Annotated in this window: 12 protein-coding genes; 6 read left to right on the top strand and 6 right to left on the bottom strand. The window is 50.7% G+C overall.

The window, feature by feature from the left end; translation table 11 throughout:
- Window positions 1–16: 16 nt before the first annotated feature.
- From QUE74_RS02205 to QUE74_RS02220, 4 genes are all read right to left on the bottom strand, one after another.
- A complete protein-coding gene (locus QUE74_RS02205; RefSeq protein WP_000783756.1) occupies window positions 17–1048 on the bottom strand; it encodes an ABC transporter substrate-binding protein in 1032 nt (343 codons plus the stop codon).
- Window positions 1045–2361, bottom strand: coding sequence for an MFS transporter family glucose-6-phosphate receptor UhpC (gene uhpC, locus QUE74_RS02210; protein WP_072157011.1), 1317 nt, complete (start codon window positions 2359–2361; stop codon window positions 1045–1047). Before uhpC ends, QUE74_RS02205 begins: the two co-directional genes overlap by 4 nt.
- 72 nt (window positions 2362–2433) lie before the next feature.
- Complete coding sequence (locus tag QUE74_RS02215) at window positions 2434–3975, bottom strand: MASE1 domain-containing sensor histidine kinase (RefSeq protein ID WP_000089294.1); 1542 nt, start codon at window positions 3973–3975, stop codon at window positions 2434–2436.
- The gene (locus QUE74_RS02220; protein WP_000621909.1) at window positions 3975–4604 is read right to left on the bottom strand and encodes a response regulator transcription factor; all 630 of its coding nucleotides are present in this window, start codon (window positions 4602–4604) and stop codon (window positions 3975–3977) included. Before QUE74_RS02220 ends, QUE74_RS02215 begins: the two co-directional genes overlap by 1 nt.
- Window positions 4605–4906: 302 nt before the next feature.
- Here QUE74_RS02220 and tauA point away from each other — a divergent pair, with 302 nt between their 5' ends.
- The 4 genes from tauA to tauD are packed head-to-tail and all read left to right on the top strand — an operon-like array spanning window position 4907 to window position 8321.
- The gene (gene tauA, locus QUE74_RS02225; RefSeq protein ID WP_001018414.1) at window positions 4907–5869 is read left to right on the top strand and encodes a taurine ABC transporter substrate-binding protein; all 963 of its coding nucleotides are present in this window, start codon (window positions 4907–4909) and stop codon (window positions 5867–5869) included.
- A 12-nt stretch (window positions 5870–5881) separates the two neighbouring features.
- Window positions 5882–6649: a taurine ABC transporter ATP-binding subunit gene (tauB, locus tag QUE74_RS02230; RefSeq protein ID WP_000942292.1), complete on the top strand. Its 768-nt coding sequence runs from the start codon at window positions 5882–5884 to the stop codon at window positions 6647–6649.
- Window positions 6646–7473, top strand: coding sequence for a taurine ABC transporter permease TauC (tauC, locus tag QUE74_RS02235; protein WP_000114588.1), 828 nt, complete (start codon window positions 6646–6648; stop codon window positions 7471–7473). The genes tauB and tauC overlap by 4 nt, the downstream gene beginning before the upstream one ends.
- Window positions 7470–8321, top strand: a complete 852-nt coding sequence (gene tauD, locus QUE74_RS02240) for a taurine dioxygenase (protein ID WP_000004061.1) — start codon at window positions 7470–7472, stop codon at window positions 8319–8321. The genes tauC and tauD overlap by 4 nt, the downstream gene beginning before the upstream one ends.
- Window positions 8322–8360: 39 nt before the next feature.
- On the opposite strand, the gene hemB is transcribed toward tauD, so the two are convergent.
- Complete coding sequence (hemB, locus tag QUE74_RS02245; protein WP_001295337.1) at window positions 8361–9335, bottom strand: porphobilinogen synthase; 975 nt, start codon at window positions 9333–9335, stop codon at window positions 8361–8363.
- Between the two features lie 525 nt (window positions 9336–9860).
- Between hemB and QUE74_RS02250 the strand changes: the two genes are divergently transcribed.
- Window positions 9861–12848, top strand: coding sequence for an autotransporter outer membrane beta-barrel domain-containing protein (locus QUE74_RS02250; protein ID WP_000556429.1), 2988 nt, complete (start codon window positions 9861–9863; stop codon window positions 12846–12848).
- Window positions 12849–12933: 85 nt separating this feature from the next.
- Entirely contained in the window at window positions 12934–13557 is a 624-nt protein-coding gene (gene iprA, locus QUE74_RS02255) for a hydrogen peroxide resistance inhibitor IprA (RefSeq protein ID WP_001355161.1), read from the top strand.
- Here iprA and ampH read toward each other — a convergent pair whose 3' ends face one another.
- Complete coding sequence (ampH, locus tag QUE74_RS02260) at window positions 13558–14715, bottom strand: D-alanyl-D-alanine-carboxypeptidase/endopeptidase AmpH (protein ID WP_000830728.1); 1158 nt, start codon at window positions 14713–14715, stop codon at window positions 13558–13560.
- Between the last annotated feature and the right edge of the window lie 3 nt (window positions 14716–14718).

Consider the following 14718-nt stretch of genomic DNA (forward strand, 5'->3'; position numbering starts at 1 on the left):
TGCACGCAATGCGGGTTTATTTACCCATCTTCACTTCGCTGACCCATTTATTAATCAATGCCTTACGAACATCCGTGGAACCGTATTTATCCATGTCGTAGTTGATTAATTTCAGGTCGTCGAGCTTCAGCGAATTTGGCGACGTTTCGGCGGTGGTATTGGTCAGGATCTGATAAGACTTCCCTTTCTTCCACGCCAGTTCCTGAGCTTCTTTTGATAATACCCAGTCCACAAACAGTTTGGCGTTGTCGAGGTTGCGCGCGCCTTTCAGAATGCTGACGCCGCCAATTTCGTAGCCCGTACCTTCACACGGGGAAATCAACTCCAGTGGTGCGCCCTGTTCTTTTTCCAGCGAGTAGTCATGCAGGAAACCAATACCAATCGCCGTTTCGCCGCGGGCGGCGTTACGTGCCGGGGCAATGCCTGATTTGGTGTACTGGGAGACGTTGGTGTTAAGTTGTTTTAGATAATCAAAGGCCTGATCTTCCCCCCACAGCTGCGCAAAGGTAGCCAGCGCGGTGTAGGCGGTACCGGAACTTTGTGGATCGGCAATCTGAATTTCGCCTTTATATTCAGGTTTGGTGAGATCTTTCCAGCACTTCGGCACAGGCAGGTTTTTCTCTTTCAGACGCTCTGTGTTGACGCCAAACCCGAGGATCCCCACATAAACGGCGGAGGAAAGGTTTCCTTTCACTTTTGCCGGATCGCGGAATTTTTCCATGATCTGTTCAAGGTTAGGCGATTTATATGCCTGTAACAGACCCATCTCGCCGGCCTGCGACTGCGGGTCTAAGGTGCCGCCGTACCAGACGTCAGCCTGTGGGTTTTTCTTTTCAGCATCGACTTTTGCCAGGGTGCTACCGGAGCCGTTGCGGATAAACGAGGTTTTCACATCATATTTCTCGCCAAACGCTTTGGTTTCGGTCTCACACATTTCATTGGTGGCGCTGCAATAGACCACCAGTCGACCTTTCGCTTGTGCGGCACCCGTTAAGGTTGCCAGCGCAACGGCAGAAGCAATCAGAGTAGAGGTAAGGGGCATTTTCATTGTTTTATCCTTCGAGCGTGAGTGGTGGTGATGCCCGCCATCAGTAACGGCATCAGCAGTAAACCCATAAGTACTGCGGCGACCGAGAGTAAACTGAACATTCCTGACCAGCCGTAGCGTTCGATAACCAGCGACAATGGCCAGCCTGCCAGCGCCGCACCGAGATAGGCGAACAGACCGAGAAATCCGGTGATTGAACCCGCCGCAGCTTTGTGTCCACATTCCACTGCCGCAAGTCCAATCAGCATTTGCGGGCCAAAGACAAAAAAGCCCACAGTAAAAAAGCACACAGCCAGAAGGGCATAGTGATGAACCGGTGCCAACCAGAGTGCAGCGACCGAAACCATCAACCCCAGGGTAAACAGCAAAATCATGGGGGCTCGCTGCCCGCTAAACAGCAAATCCGAACCCCATCCGGCAAATAACGCGCCGAGTAAGCCGCCCACTTCAAACAGCATTACCGTGGCGTTGGCGCTGAGTAGGTTGACGCCGTGGCTTTCCGTCAGCCAGATATTGCCCCAGTCGTTTAACGCAATCCGGATCACATAAACCAGTACATAAGAGACACCCAGCAGCCAGATCATCGGATTTTGCAGCATTGTGGTGCGCAACATTTGCCACAGCCCCATCGGCGGACTTTGTTGTTCCTGACGTAATTCCAGCGGATCGTGACGCCACTGACCCACCGTCGGTAATCCCTCTTCCTGGGGGGTGCCTTTAAGCTGTAGCGTTAACCAGATCCCTAATGCCATGCTGATAATCCCCGGTGTCAGCATCGCGGCCTGCCAGCCCCACCAGTGGGCGGCAAAGGCGCTAATCAGCGGAATAATCGCTCCGCCAATGTTGATCGACATATTCCAGCAGCCCCACCAGAAACCACGTTCATTACGGGAGTACCAATGGGTCAGTAAGCGGGCACACGGTGGCCACCCCCAGCCTTGAAAAAATCCGTTCAGTGTCCAGACCACAAGCAGAAGCGTAAGTGATTCGCCAAAGGCAAACACCACGTTCAATAGCCCAGTGGCGAACAAGCCGACGCCCATAAAACCGCGTTGTCCGTGGCTGTCATGCCACAGTCCGGCGGTAAATTTCGACAATCCGTAGCTGAGATAAAACAGCGAACCCAGCAGGCCAATGTCGCCTTTATCCAGTCCGAGGTCGGTTTGCAGCGCCGGAAGGACGTAATTCACGCTTTTTCGCGTCAGATAAAATGCGGCGTAGCCAATAATCATGCACATCAGCAATCGCGGACGTAATGTCCGGTAGCATTGATTAATCTCTCTCGCTGAACGCGCGTGCATGGTCGTCTCCATGTTGCTGACTATATGAAAATGAAAGTGAAAGAGGATGAGAGAAAATCCGGGATGCCTAAGACTTTTTCCTGGTTATCCGGCGATTTGTTGCAAAAATGTGGGCAGGTTAACAATTACCCGCGTACCGTTATGTTTTTCGAGCGTTAAGTCGCCGCCCAGGGCACTGACGCGTTCACGCATCCCCTGAATGCCAAATCCGGTCATTTTCCCGCTGGCGATTCCTATACCGTTGTCGCTGACCTCCAGGTGCAATATCTCTCCCTGCTGGCGCAGAATAATCGTCACTTCGCTGGCTTCGGCGTGTTTACAGACGTTATTGAGTAACTCCTGCAATAACCGATACAGTGTAAAGCGAACCGTTTCGTTTTCTGGCGTGGTGGTTAGTTGATAGGTAAACTGGCAATGAATGCCGCGTTCACTAAAGGCAAATTCATTAATCAGATGAAGTAATGCTTCGCGGAATGTCAGTTCATCAAGCGCGGGTGGCCGCAACTGGCGCAGCAACTGGCGGGTGGAGAGATGAATGCGGCGGGCGAGTTCGTTGATTTGGCTAGCTGCGGAATGAACTTGCGCCGGATCGCGTGCCCGCGTCACCAGTTGCGACTGGATCTGAATGGCGGTAATGTTCTGACCGATTTCGTCGTGCAGCTCGCGAGCCAGGCTTTTACGCGTGTCTTCCTCGGTGTGGATCAGCTTTTCAGCCAATGCCCGCCGTGCTGCCAGTTCTGCCTCCAGTCGCTGACGGTAATGATGCAGGTTTAGCGCCAGATGTTGCTGGCGACTGATGGCAATGCCCAGGCCAATTCCCAGCAATGCCTGGGTTGCGAGAAAAATCTCCAGTTCCACCAGGTTACTAAAGCCCACGCCAATCTGGCGGGCAATAGTGATCATCATGCTGCCCAAAAGCCCCGAGAGTACGCCACCTTGCCAGCCAAATTTCCAGGCCATGACCACATTGGGTAGAAATACCACGATCAGCAGCAGGCGTTCGATTTCAGGCGACAACACCATCTGGGTGCCGATACCAATAATAAAAAATAGGCTACACCAGATGATTAAAGAGGTTCGCAAGGGGGGATTATGCGTATCGAGTCTCAGAAGCTGATAGCGATGCTGCTGGCGCAGAAACTCAAAGATGAGATAGACAAACGGCGTCAACAATACGCTGCCGGTAAATGAGGTCAGACCGGGCAGCATTATTGGGCCTGACATAAAAGGGGTTAGCATGGCTGTATTCAGCAATGAAGCTGCTGTTACTGAGGCTAACAGCAACGTCAGACGCTGCCAGTAAAGTGGAAAACGGTGCCAGACGTTTTGTGCAAGGATGGCAGGAAGCAGGCTAATAACCGGCGTTGCCAGCATGAGATAGCCGTTCAACAGTTGCTCGCTGTGCAGCCAGAACATCATCAGCAAAGGGGGGTGCACCAACGCAGGCCAGTAACGGCGAGAGAGCAAAATAAGAAGAGCGAGGTAAACTCCGTGCGGCAGAAATAACACTGCCTGTTGACCGTTATTGGTCAGATAAAAGCTGAGCGTCCACAACATCAGCCAGCCGCTTCCCCAGGCCAGCACAATAAACAGCGAAATCACCCAATGACGAAGGTTACGCGACATTAATGCCCCGCCAGCAGATGGTGGTCGAGCGCAAAATGTACCAGTTCAATGGTGCTATGGCAGTTCAGTTTTCCCAGCACATTGGCGCGATGCACATGTACCGTTTTATGACTGAGTTCGAGTTTAAAGGCGATCTCTTTAACGCTGTCTCCTTTGACCAGTAAATCAAACACTTCACGTTCTCGTGGGGTGAGAATTTCCAGCGCCTGGGCAGGTTGCCCGCCGCCGCGTAAAGCCCGAATTGCATCGGCACAGAGATAATGCCCGCCCAGCCCGACCGAGCGCACCGCCTGTACTAACTCTTCCGGCCCACAGCGTTTGGTCAAATAGCCGCTGGCACCGGCATCCAGCGCGCTTTGCACAAAGGTGGGCGCGTCATAAATGCTAAGAATAATGGCGCGAAATTGCGGTTTTTGTGCACGCAGGCGCTTAAGCAGACTGAGGCCATTTTCGTCCGGCATGGCGATATCAATGACGGCAACATTAACGTCATTATGAGTTAATGCCGACCATGCCTGCGCGGCACAACTGTACTGACCAATGACCTCCAGATCGTCTTCCAGAGAGAGTAACTGTGCGAAGCCAGAGCGCACCACCACATGGTCATCCACCAGCACAACCCTAATCATACTTTTCTTCTCTTATTATCTCATTCTCCTATCATGCATCACGGCGCGTCGCTGGCAATCAACCAGCGACAGATATGGAATGGATGTAACAAAATGGCAATAATTTGCCGGAGCGCGAACATCTGATCTGGTTTGTGAATCGGCATGCTACATTCGCCCAAGCTGCAAAATGCGTAAACTCGCTAACCATTGCCAGTTTTTTTCTAAAAACGCTTTGTTCTTAACAAGACGTTTTAATTCCTTTATCAAACTGACCAGCAACGAAATACTGCTCCCATAACAAGACAGGGGAGCAGACAATCATGGCAATTTCATCGCGTAACACACTTCTTGCCGCACTGGCATTCATCGCTTTTCAGGCACAGGCGGTGAACGTCACCGTGGCCTATCAAACCTCCGCTGAACCGGCGAAAGTAGCTCAGGCTGATAACACCTTTGCTAAAGAGAGCGGGGCGACGGTGGACTGGCGCAAGTTTGACAGCGGAGCCAGCATCGTGCGGGCGCTGGCTTCAGGCGATGTGCAAATCGGCAACCTCGGTTCCAGCCCATTAGCGGTTGCAGCCAGCCAACAGGTGCCGATTGAAGTCTTCTTGCTGGCGTCAAAACTGGGTAACTCCGAAGCGCTGGTGGTGAAGAAAACCATCAGCAAACCGGAAGATCTGATTGGCAAACGCATTGCCGTACCGTTTATCTCCACCACGCATTACAGCTTGCTGGCGGCGCTGAAACACTGGGGCATTAAACCCGGGCAAGTGGAGATTGTGAACCTGCAGCCGCCTGCGATTATCGCCGCCTGGCAGCGGGGAGACATTGATGGTGCTTATGTCTGGGCACCGGCGGTTAACGCACTGGAAAAAGACGGCAAGGTGCTGACCGATTCTGAACAGGTCGGGCAGTGGGGCGCGCCAACGCTGGATGTTTGGGTAGTGCGCAAAGATTTTGCCGAGAAACATCCTGAGGTAGTGAAAGCGTTCGCTAAAAGCGCCATCGATGCTCAGCAACCGTACATTGCTAACCCAGACGCGTGGCTGAAACAGCCGGAAAACATCAGCAAACTGGCGCGTTTAAGCGGTGTGCCGGAAGGTGACGTTCCGGGGCTGGTTAAAGGAAACACCTATCTGACGCCGCAGCAACAAACGGCAGAACTGACTGGACCGGTGAACAAAGCGATCATCGATACCGCCCAGTTTTTGAAAGATCAGGGCAAAGTTCCCGCTGTGGCGAAGGATTACAGCCAGTACGTTACCTCACGCTTTGTGCAATAAAAGGAGACGAAAATGCTGCAAGTCTCTCATCTCTATGCCGATTATGGCGGCAAACCGGCGCTGGAAGATATCAACCTGACGCTGGAAAGCGGCGAGCTTCTGGTGGTGCTGGGGCCGTCTGGCTGCGGCAAAACTACGTTGCTGAATTTGATTGCTGGTTTTGTGCCTTATCAGCATGGCAGCATTCAACTGGCGGGTAAGGGTATTCAGGGACCGGGAGCAGAGCGTGGCGTAGTTTTTCAGAATGAAGGGCTGTTACCGTGGCGCAATGTACAGGACAACGTGGCGTTCGGCCTGCAACTGGCAGGTGTAGAGAAAATGCAGCGACTGGAAATCGCACACCAGATGGTGAAAAAAGTGGGGCTGGAAGGCGCAGAAAAACGCTACATCTGGCAGCTTTCCGGTGGTCAACGTCAGCGGGTGGGGATTGCCCGCGCGCTGGCGGCAAATCCCCAGCTGTTATTACTCGACGAACCGTTTGGCGCGCTGGACGCCTTCACCCGCGACCAGATGCAAACCCTGCTGCTGAAACTCTGGCAGGAGACGGGCAAGCAGGTGCTGTTGATTACCCACGATATAGAAGAAGCGGTGTTTATGGCGACTGAACTGGTTCTGCTTTCACCCGGCCCAGGCCGCGTGCTGGAACGCCTGCCGCTCAACTTCGCCCGCCGCTTTGTTGCCGGGGAACCGAGCCGCAGCATCAAGTCCGATCCACAATTCATCGCCATGCGCGAATATGTTTTAAGCCGCGTATTTGAGCAACGGGAGGCGTTCTCATGAGTGTGCTCATTAATGAAAAACTGCATTCGCATCGGCTGAAATGGCGCTGGCCGCTCTCGCGTCAGGTGACCTTAAGCATTGGCACGTTAGCGGTTTTACTCACGGTATGGTGGGCGGTGGCGGCGCTGCAACTGATTAGCCCGCTGTTTCTGCCGCCGCCGCAACAGGTAATGGCAAAACTGCTCACCATTGCCGGGCCGCAGGGATTTATGGACGCCACCCTGTGGCAGCATCTGGCCGCCAGCCTGACGCGCATTGTGCTGGCGTTAATTGCGGCGGTGTTGATCGGTATTCCGGTCGGGATCGCCATGGGGCTAAGTCCGACGGTGCGCGGCATTCTCGATCCGGTAATCGAGCTTTATCGTCCGGTGCCGCCGCTGGCTTATTTGCCGCTGATGGTGATCTGGTTTGGTATTGGTGAAACCTCGAAGATCTTACTGATCTATTTGGCGATTTTTGCACCGGTGGCGATGTCGGCGCTGGCGGGGGTGAAAAGCGCGCAGCAGGTTCGCATTCGTGCCGCCCAGTCGCTGGGTGCCAGCCGTGCGCAGGTGCTGTGGTTTGTTATTTTACCCGGCGCGCTGCCGGAAATCCTCACCGGATTACGCATTGGTCTGGGTGTGGGCTGGTCTACGCTGGTAGCGGCGGAGCTGATTGCTGCAACGCGCGGTTTAGGATTTATGGTTCAGTCAGCGGGTGAGTTTCTCGCGACTGACGTGGTGCTGGCGGGGATCGCGGTGATTGCGATTATCGCCTTTCTTTTAGAGCTGGGTCTGCGCGCGTTACAGCGCCGCCTGACGCCCTGGCATGGAGAAGTACAATGAGTGAACGTCTGAGCATTACCCCGCTGGGGCCGTATATCGGTGCACAAATTTCGGGTGTCGACCTGACGCGCCCGTTAAGTGATAACCAGTTTGAACAGCTTTACCATGCGGTACTGCGCCATCAGGTGGTATTTGTGCGTGAACAAGCCATTACACCGCAGCAGCAACGCGCGCTGGCCCAGCGTTTTGGCGAACTGCATATTCATCCTGTTTACCCTCATGCCGAAGGGGTTGAGGAGATCATCGTACTGGATACTCATAACGATAATCCGCCGGATAACGATAACTGGCACACCGATGTGACATTTATTGAAACGCCACCCGCAGGGGCGATTCTGGCGGCGAAAGAGTTACCCTCGACTGGCGGCGATACGCTCTGGACCAGCGGCATTGCGGCCTATGAGGCGCTCTCTGTTCCCTTCCGCCAGCTGTTGAGCGGGCTGCGTGCGGAGCATGATTTCCGTAAATCGTTCCCGGAATACAAATACCGCAAAACGGAGGAGGAGCATCAACGCTGGCGCGAGGCGGTCGCGAAAAATCCGCCGTTGCTCCATCCGGTGGTGCGAACGCATCCGGTGAGCGGTAAACAGGCGCTGTTTGTGAATGAAGGCTTTACTACGCGAATTGTTGATGTCAGCGAGAAAGAGAGCGAAGCCTTGTTAGGTTTTTTGTTTGCCCATATCACCAAACCGGAGTTTCAGGTACGTTGGCGCTGGCAGCCAAATGATATCGCGATTTGGGATAACCGCGTGACTCAGCACTATGCCAATGCGGATTACCTGCCACAGCGGCGGATTATGCATCGGGCGACGATTCTTGGGGATATTCCGTTTTATCGGGCGGGGTGAGGGGGAAATGCCGGGTTGGATAACCCGGCATAATGATCATTAACGCAGAATCTTCTTCTCAGCCAAATCCAGCGCAAAGTAGCTGAAAATCAGATCCGCACCCGCACGCTTAATTGAACCTAAGCTTTCGAGCACGACTTTCTCTTCATCTATAGCACCCGCCAGCGCGGCGAACTTAATCATCGCGTACTCACCGCTCACCTGATACGCACCAATCGGCAATTCAGTACGCTCACGCAGCTCACGCACGATGTCGAGGTACGCTCCGGCTGGTTTAACCATCAGGCAGTCTGCGCCCTGGGCTTCATCCAGCAGTGACTCACGAATCGCCTCGCGACGGTTCATTGGGTTCATCTGATAACTTTTGCGATCGCCTTTTAATGCACTTCCCGCCGCTTCACGGAACGGACCATAAAAGGAAGAGGCGAACTTGGTCGAATACGACATGATCGCCGTATCTTTAAAGCCCGCAGCGTCCAGCGCCTGGCGAATCGCTTGTACCTGGCCATCCATTGCGGCGGAAGGGGCGATGAAGTCTGCACCTGCAGCAGCTGCAACCACGGCCTGCTTGCCTAAATTTTCCAGGGTCGCGTCGTTGTCGACGCCATGCTCGCACAGCACACCGCAGTGACCGTGAGATGTGTATTCACAGAAGCAGGTGTCTGACATAACGATCATTTCTGGCACGGTCTGCTTGCAGATGCGCGACATACGCGCCACCAGTCCATCTTCCCGCCAGGCATCGCTGCCGGTTTCATCGGTATGGTGAGAGATGCCGAAAGTCATCACTGAACGAATACCGGCGTTGGCGATGCGTTCAATTTCGCGTGCCAGATGTTTCTCTGGAATGCGCATCACGCCTGGCATGGCTTCAACGGCTTTGTAGTCGTCAATTTCTTCTTCAACAAAGATCGGCAACACCAGGTCGTTAAGGCTAAGTGTTGTCTCTTCAAACATAGCGCGCAGCGCAGGAGATTTGCGCAGGCGACGAGGGCGTTGGATTAAATCTGTCATGGTCTGCCTGATGTTTGTGGAATCGAGGGGCATAGTATACCTGAAGCAGGGTGGGGATGTTTTACGAAAGTTGTCGCGATGTTGACAAGAAGAGAATGAATGAGAGGTCAGGACATCTTTGTAATAGAAATAGCAATAAATTTATATTCATTGAAAATATTTTTAATTTTTATTTATAGCTATAGATTATTGTTTTTGGGGATTTGGTGACGTTTTCAAAAAGTGAATAGCGTAAAGTTCATTGCTTATTGATACATTATTTGTCTGGTTTGGTTGTTTTATATTTTTATGGTCTATGTTTTAAAATTGGCGCTTTCATTAACCTATTGAAATAATGTATTTTTGTTATTTATTTCTTTATGTGTGTTCACGTGCTTTATATATGTCCGCAATCGGACTTAGGGGAAAGAATAATTGAACCATTCCTCTATAACGCCGCATAATCGTAAACGCGAAACATAATATGTTTTCTATGCATTGATAATTGATGGATCAACTTATTACGTCCCTGAGGAGGGATGACAAATGCACTCCTGGAAAAAGAAACTTGTAGTATCACAATTAGCATTGGCTTGCACTCTGGCTATCACCTCTCAGGCTAATGCAGCAAACTATGATACCTGGGGGTATCATGACAACACCACGACCGATTTAGTTTGGCCGTATGACACTGACAATGATGGAATTGCCGATGTTGGCGGTATGGACCCGATGGGTTCAGATGGTAACTACGTAACTTACAATGGTTTTGTTTACTATAACAATGCCAATGGTGATTTCGATACCGTCTTTAAAGGCGATACCGTTAACGGTACCATTTCTACTTATTACTTGAATCATGATTACGCTAGCGGTTCTGTTAACCAGGTAGATATCAGCAATTCAGTAATTCATGGGGCAATCACCTCTGAACTGCCATTTGGTTATTACAGCATTACGCCTGAAAAAGTTAATGAGAAAGGTGAAGTTACATCACCACAGATTTATAACGGCTACACTTTCCATAATGGAACCACTACTGACCTTGACTACAATTGGTACGATGGTGATGTATTCACTCTGAACGTATCCAATTCCACCATTGATGATGACTATGAAGCGCTTTACTTCACTGACACATATCTTGATGGTGATAAATCTAAGTCAACCAATGAAACGTTCTATACCGCTCTGGGTGTTGCAGTAAATCTTGATGTTGAAAGCAATATCAATATTACCAACAACTCCCGTGTTGCTGGTATTGCGCTGTCTGAAGGCAATACAAGCAACACAACTTATACTAGCGAATATCATCAGTGGGACAACAACATTAATGTGTCTAACTCCACTGTAACTTCAGGATCACAGACTCCGCTGGAAGAAAGCAATGGCTTTTTTGGTAAATCTGATGAACCAAGTGATTACGCTGGTGATGGTGGTCAGAATGACGTAGCACTGTCATTCACTGACAATGCTAGCTCAAATTATTCCATGAAAAACAATGTAAACTTTGACCATTCAACTCTGTTGGGTGATGTCGAATTTACAAGTCACTGGAATAACGATGGCGTATTCTTCTATTCCACCGGTCATGACAGCAACGGCGACGGCGTCCTTGATACCAACGGCGGTTGGGTAGATGACGCTCAGAACGTTGACGAACTGAACATTACTCTGAATAACGGTAGTAAGTGGGTTGGTTCAGCAAACATGAGTGCTGAAGTAATTGCTCCGGCAGATATGTATGACGTTGCGCCGAACAGCCTGACCCCTGGTGCCACCATCGAAGCTAATGATTGGGGCCGTATTATTGACAACAAAGTATTCCAGAGCGGCGTATTTAACGTAGCACTGAACAATAGTTCAGAATGGAATACCGTTAATAGTTCAGTAATTGATACATTAGCTGTAAATAATGGCTCTCAGGTAAATGTTACTGATTCCTCTCTGGTATCAGATACCATTGGTTTAACCAACGGTTCTTCACTGAATATTGGTGCAAATGGCGTGGTTGCTACAGACCACCTGACTGTTGATAGCTACAGTACCGTTAATTTAACCGAATCTACTGGTTGGAATAATTATTCTAATCTGTATACCAATACTATCACCGTAACTAACGGTGGTGTGCTGGATGTGAATGTTGATCAGTTCGATACTGAAGCTTTCCGTACAGATAAACTGGAACTGACTAGCGGCAACATCGCTGACCACAACGGCAACGTAGTTGCTGGTGTGTTCGACATCAACAGCAGCGATTATGTTCTGAACGCTGATCTTGTGAACGACCGTACCTGGGATACTACCAAGTCTAACTACGGTTACGGTATTGTTGCTATGAACTCTGATGGTCACCTGACTATCAACGGTAACGGCGATGTAGACAATGGTACTGAACTGGATAACAGCTCTGTAGACAACGTTGTTGCTGCAACCGGTAACTATAAAGTTCGTATCGACAACGCAACAGGCGCTGGCGCTATCGCTGATTACAAAGATAAAGAAATTATCTATGTAAACGACGTTAATACCAACGCGACCTTCTCTGCTGCTAACAAAGCTGACCTGGGTGCATACACCTATCAGGCTGAGCAGCGCGGTAACACCGTTGTTCTGCAACAGATGGAGCTGACCGACTACGCTAACATGGCGCTGAGCATCCCGTCTGCAAACACCAATATCTGGAACCTGGAACAAGACACCGTTGGTACTCGTCTGACCAACTCTCGTCATGGTCTGGCTGATAACGGCGGCGCATGGGTAAGCTACTTCGGTGGTAACTTCAACGGCGACAACGGCACCATCAACTATGATCAGGATGTTAACGGCATCATGGTCGGTGTTGATACCAAAATTGACGGTAACAACGCTAAGTGGATCGTCGGTGCGGCTGCAGGCTTCGCTAAAGGTGACATGAATGACCGTTCTGGTCAGGTGGATCAAGACAGCCAGACTGCCTACATCTACTCTTCTGCTCACTTCGCGAACAACGTCTTTGTTGATGGTAGCTTGAGCTACTCTCACTTCAACAACGACCTGTCTGCAACCATGAGCAACGGTACTTACGTTGACGGTAGCACCAACTCTGACGCTTGGGGCTTCGGTTTGAAAGCCGGTTACGACTTCAAACTGGGTGATGCTGGTTACGTGACTCCTTACGGCAGCATTTCTGGTCTGTTCCAGTCTGGTGATGACTACCAGCTGAGTAACGACATGAAAGTTGACGGTCAGTCTTACGACAGCATGCGTTATGAACTGGGTGTAGATGCAGGTTATACCTTCACCTACAGCGAAGACCAGGCTCTGACTCCGTACTTCAAACTGGCTTACGTCTACGACGACTCTAACAACGATAACGATGTGAACGGTGATTCCATCGATAACGGTACTGAAGGGTCTGCGGTACGTGTTGGTCTGGGTACTCAGTTCAGCTTCACCAAGAACTTCAGCGCCTATACCGATGCTAACTACCTCGGTGGTGGTGACGTAGATCAAGACTGGTCCGCGAATGTGGGTGTTAAATATACCTGGTAATATTCTTCACTCCGAAGAAATAGGTAATTTAATCTAAATAATGCCCGTCAAGGATTTGACGGGCATTACTGCAAAGGACGCGCAAATGTTATCTGTAGTTAAACCTCTTCAGGAATTTGGTAAGCTCGATAAATGTTTGTCCAGATACGGCACGCGCTTCGAGTTTAATAATGAAAAGCAAGTTATATTTTCAAGTGATGTCAATAGCGAAGATACTTTCGTTATTTTAGAAGGCATTATATCTCTGCGTAGAGAAGAAAACGTACTTATCGGTATTACCCTGGCACCTTATATTATGGGACTGGCTGATGGATTGATGAAAAACGATATACCATACAAATTAATATCAGAAGGAAATTGTACGGGATATCATCTGCCAGCCAAACAAACCATTACGCTTATTGAACAAAATCAACTCTGGCGAGACGCTTTTTACTGGTTAGCCTGGCAAAATAGAATTCTGGAATTACGCGATGTGCAGCTCATTGGACATAATTCCTACGAACAAATCCGCGCCACGTTATTATCAATGATTGACTGGAATGAAGAATTGCGCTCACGTATTGGCGTGATGAATTATATCCATCAACGTACACGCATATCGCGTTCTGTCGTCGCAGAAGTTCTCGCTGCTTTACGTAAAGGCGGCTATATCGAAATGAATAAAGGCAAACTGGTCGCTATCAACCGTTTGCCTTCAGAGTATTAATCAGGACGCGGGGATGACCAACGGTTTATTCCCGCTCAGTTCGGTCACCAGGTCATTGATGCCATCGCTCATATTTTTAAAGCGCGTCAATGGCGAACGAGTGACCACCACAAATGCGCCAATATTCTTCTGCGGGATCATCGCCATATAGGTAATGAAACCGCCACCACCACCTGTCTTCTGAATAATCCCTGGACGACCCTCTTTCGGGGCCATATATACCCAGCCTAAACCAAGCGCATCCGCTTTGCCGGGGACATCCATGCCAATCACTTTTGTAAACTGCGCTCGCTGATAAATCAACGTCTGCATGCGATCTGCCTGGTTACTGCGCTGATAAAAATCAGATGACAAATACTGCTGCATCCAGCGCATCATATCGCCAGGCGTGGAATAGACGCCGCCGCTGCCAATTGCCGCCAGCGTGTTATTGCATGGACTGGCACCGCGCTCAGCAACCATTAAACGTCGGCACTGATCCGGCGATGGAGTATAGGTCGTGTCTTTCATCCCCAACGGACGGGTAATCTGCTCTTCAAACAACTGGGTATAAGGCTTGCCAGAAGCATTCGCCAGTGCATCTGCCAGCAGGTCGAACGCAAGGTTAGAGTATGCCGCCTGACTGCCTGGCGCGGCTTTCAGCTTCGCCGTAGAAAGGTATTTCCAGCGTTGCTCGCGCGTTGGCCAGACAAACACTGGACGATGTGCCGCGCCTCCCGGCTGTTCACGTGGCAAGGCACTGGTATGGGTTGCCAGATTCACCAGGGTAATAGGCGTGCCATTGTAAGTCGGCACACGTGCGCCTGGTGGAGCATATTTACTTAGCGGATCGTTTAACTTCACGGTCCCCTGGTCGAGCAATTTCACCAGCAACTCACTGGTCATTAGCTTGGTGAGCGAAGCAATACGCACGACCGAATCCAGCTGCGGGCGAACGTTATTACCCGGGCGCGTTTCGCCATAACTGCGAAAGACGCGCTGGTTACCGTCGATAACAACCAGCGCCATCCCCGTGGCACCACTGCCATAAAAAATATGATCGGCATAACGATCGACAATATCAGAGGCGAACTCCGGTTCAGTGATCGGCTGCGCCGCATGGACGGGGGTCAATAACGCCGCACAAAGCACGGCAGAAAAAAGCAGACTACGTTTCAACGG

Source organism: Escherichia sp. 10290, from assembly GCF_030295155.1.
GTDB classification, from domain to species: Bacteria; Pseudomonadota; Gammaproteobacteria; order Enterobacterales; family Enterobacteriaceae; genus Escherichia; species Escherichia coli_F.

Coding starts and splice junctions, on each gene's coding strand:
- QUE74_RS02215 (WP_000089294.1), bottom strand. CDS start 3,975: ATGTCGCGTAACCTTCGTCATTGGGTGATTTCGCTGTTTATTGTGCTG.
- QUE74_RS02205 (WP_000783756.1), bottom strand. CDS start 1,048: ATGAAAATGCCCCTTACCTCTACTCTGATTGCTTCTGCCGTTGCGCTG.
- QUE74_RS02220 (WP_000621909.1), bottom strand. CDS start 4,604: ATGATTAGGGTTGTGCTGGTGGATGACCATGTGGTGGTGCGCTCTGGC.
- QUE74_RS02250 (WP_000556429.1), top strand. CDS start 9,861: ATGCACTCCTGGAAAAAGAAACTTGTAGTATCACAATTAGCATTGGCT.
- uhpC (WP_072157011.1), bottom strand. CDS start 2,361: ATGGAGACGACCATGCACGCGCGTTCAGCGAGAGAGATTAATCAATGC.
- tauA (WP_001018414.1), top strand. CDS start 4,907: ATGGCAATTTCATCGCGTAACACACTTCTTGCCGCACTGGCATTCATC.
- tauB (WP_000942292.1), top strand. CDS start 5,882: ATGCTGCAAGTCTCTCATCTCTATGCCGATTATGGCGGCAAACCGGCG.
- tauC (WP_000114588.1), top strand. CDS start 6,646: ATGAGTGTGCTCATTAATGAAAAACTGCATTCGCATCGGCTGAAATGG.
- hemB (WP_001295337.1), bottom strand. CDS start 9,335: ATGACAGATTTAATCCAACGCCCTCGTCGCCTGCGCAAATCTCCTGCG.
- iprA (WP_001355161.1), top strand. CDS start 12,934: ATGTTATCTGTAGTTAAACCTCTTCAGGAATTTGGTAAGCTCGATAAA.
- tauD (WP_000004061.1), top strand. CDS start 7,470: ATGAGTGAACGTCTGAGCATTACCCCGCTGGGGCCGTATATCGGTGCA.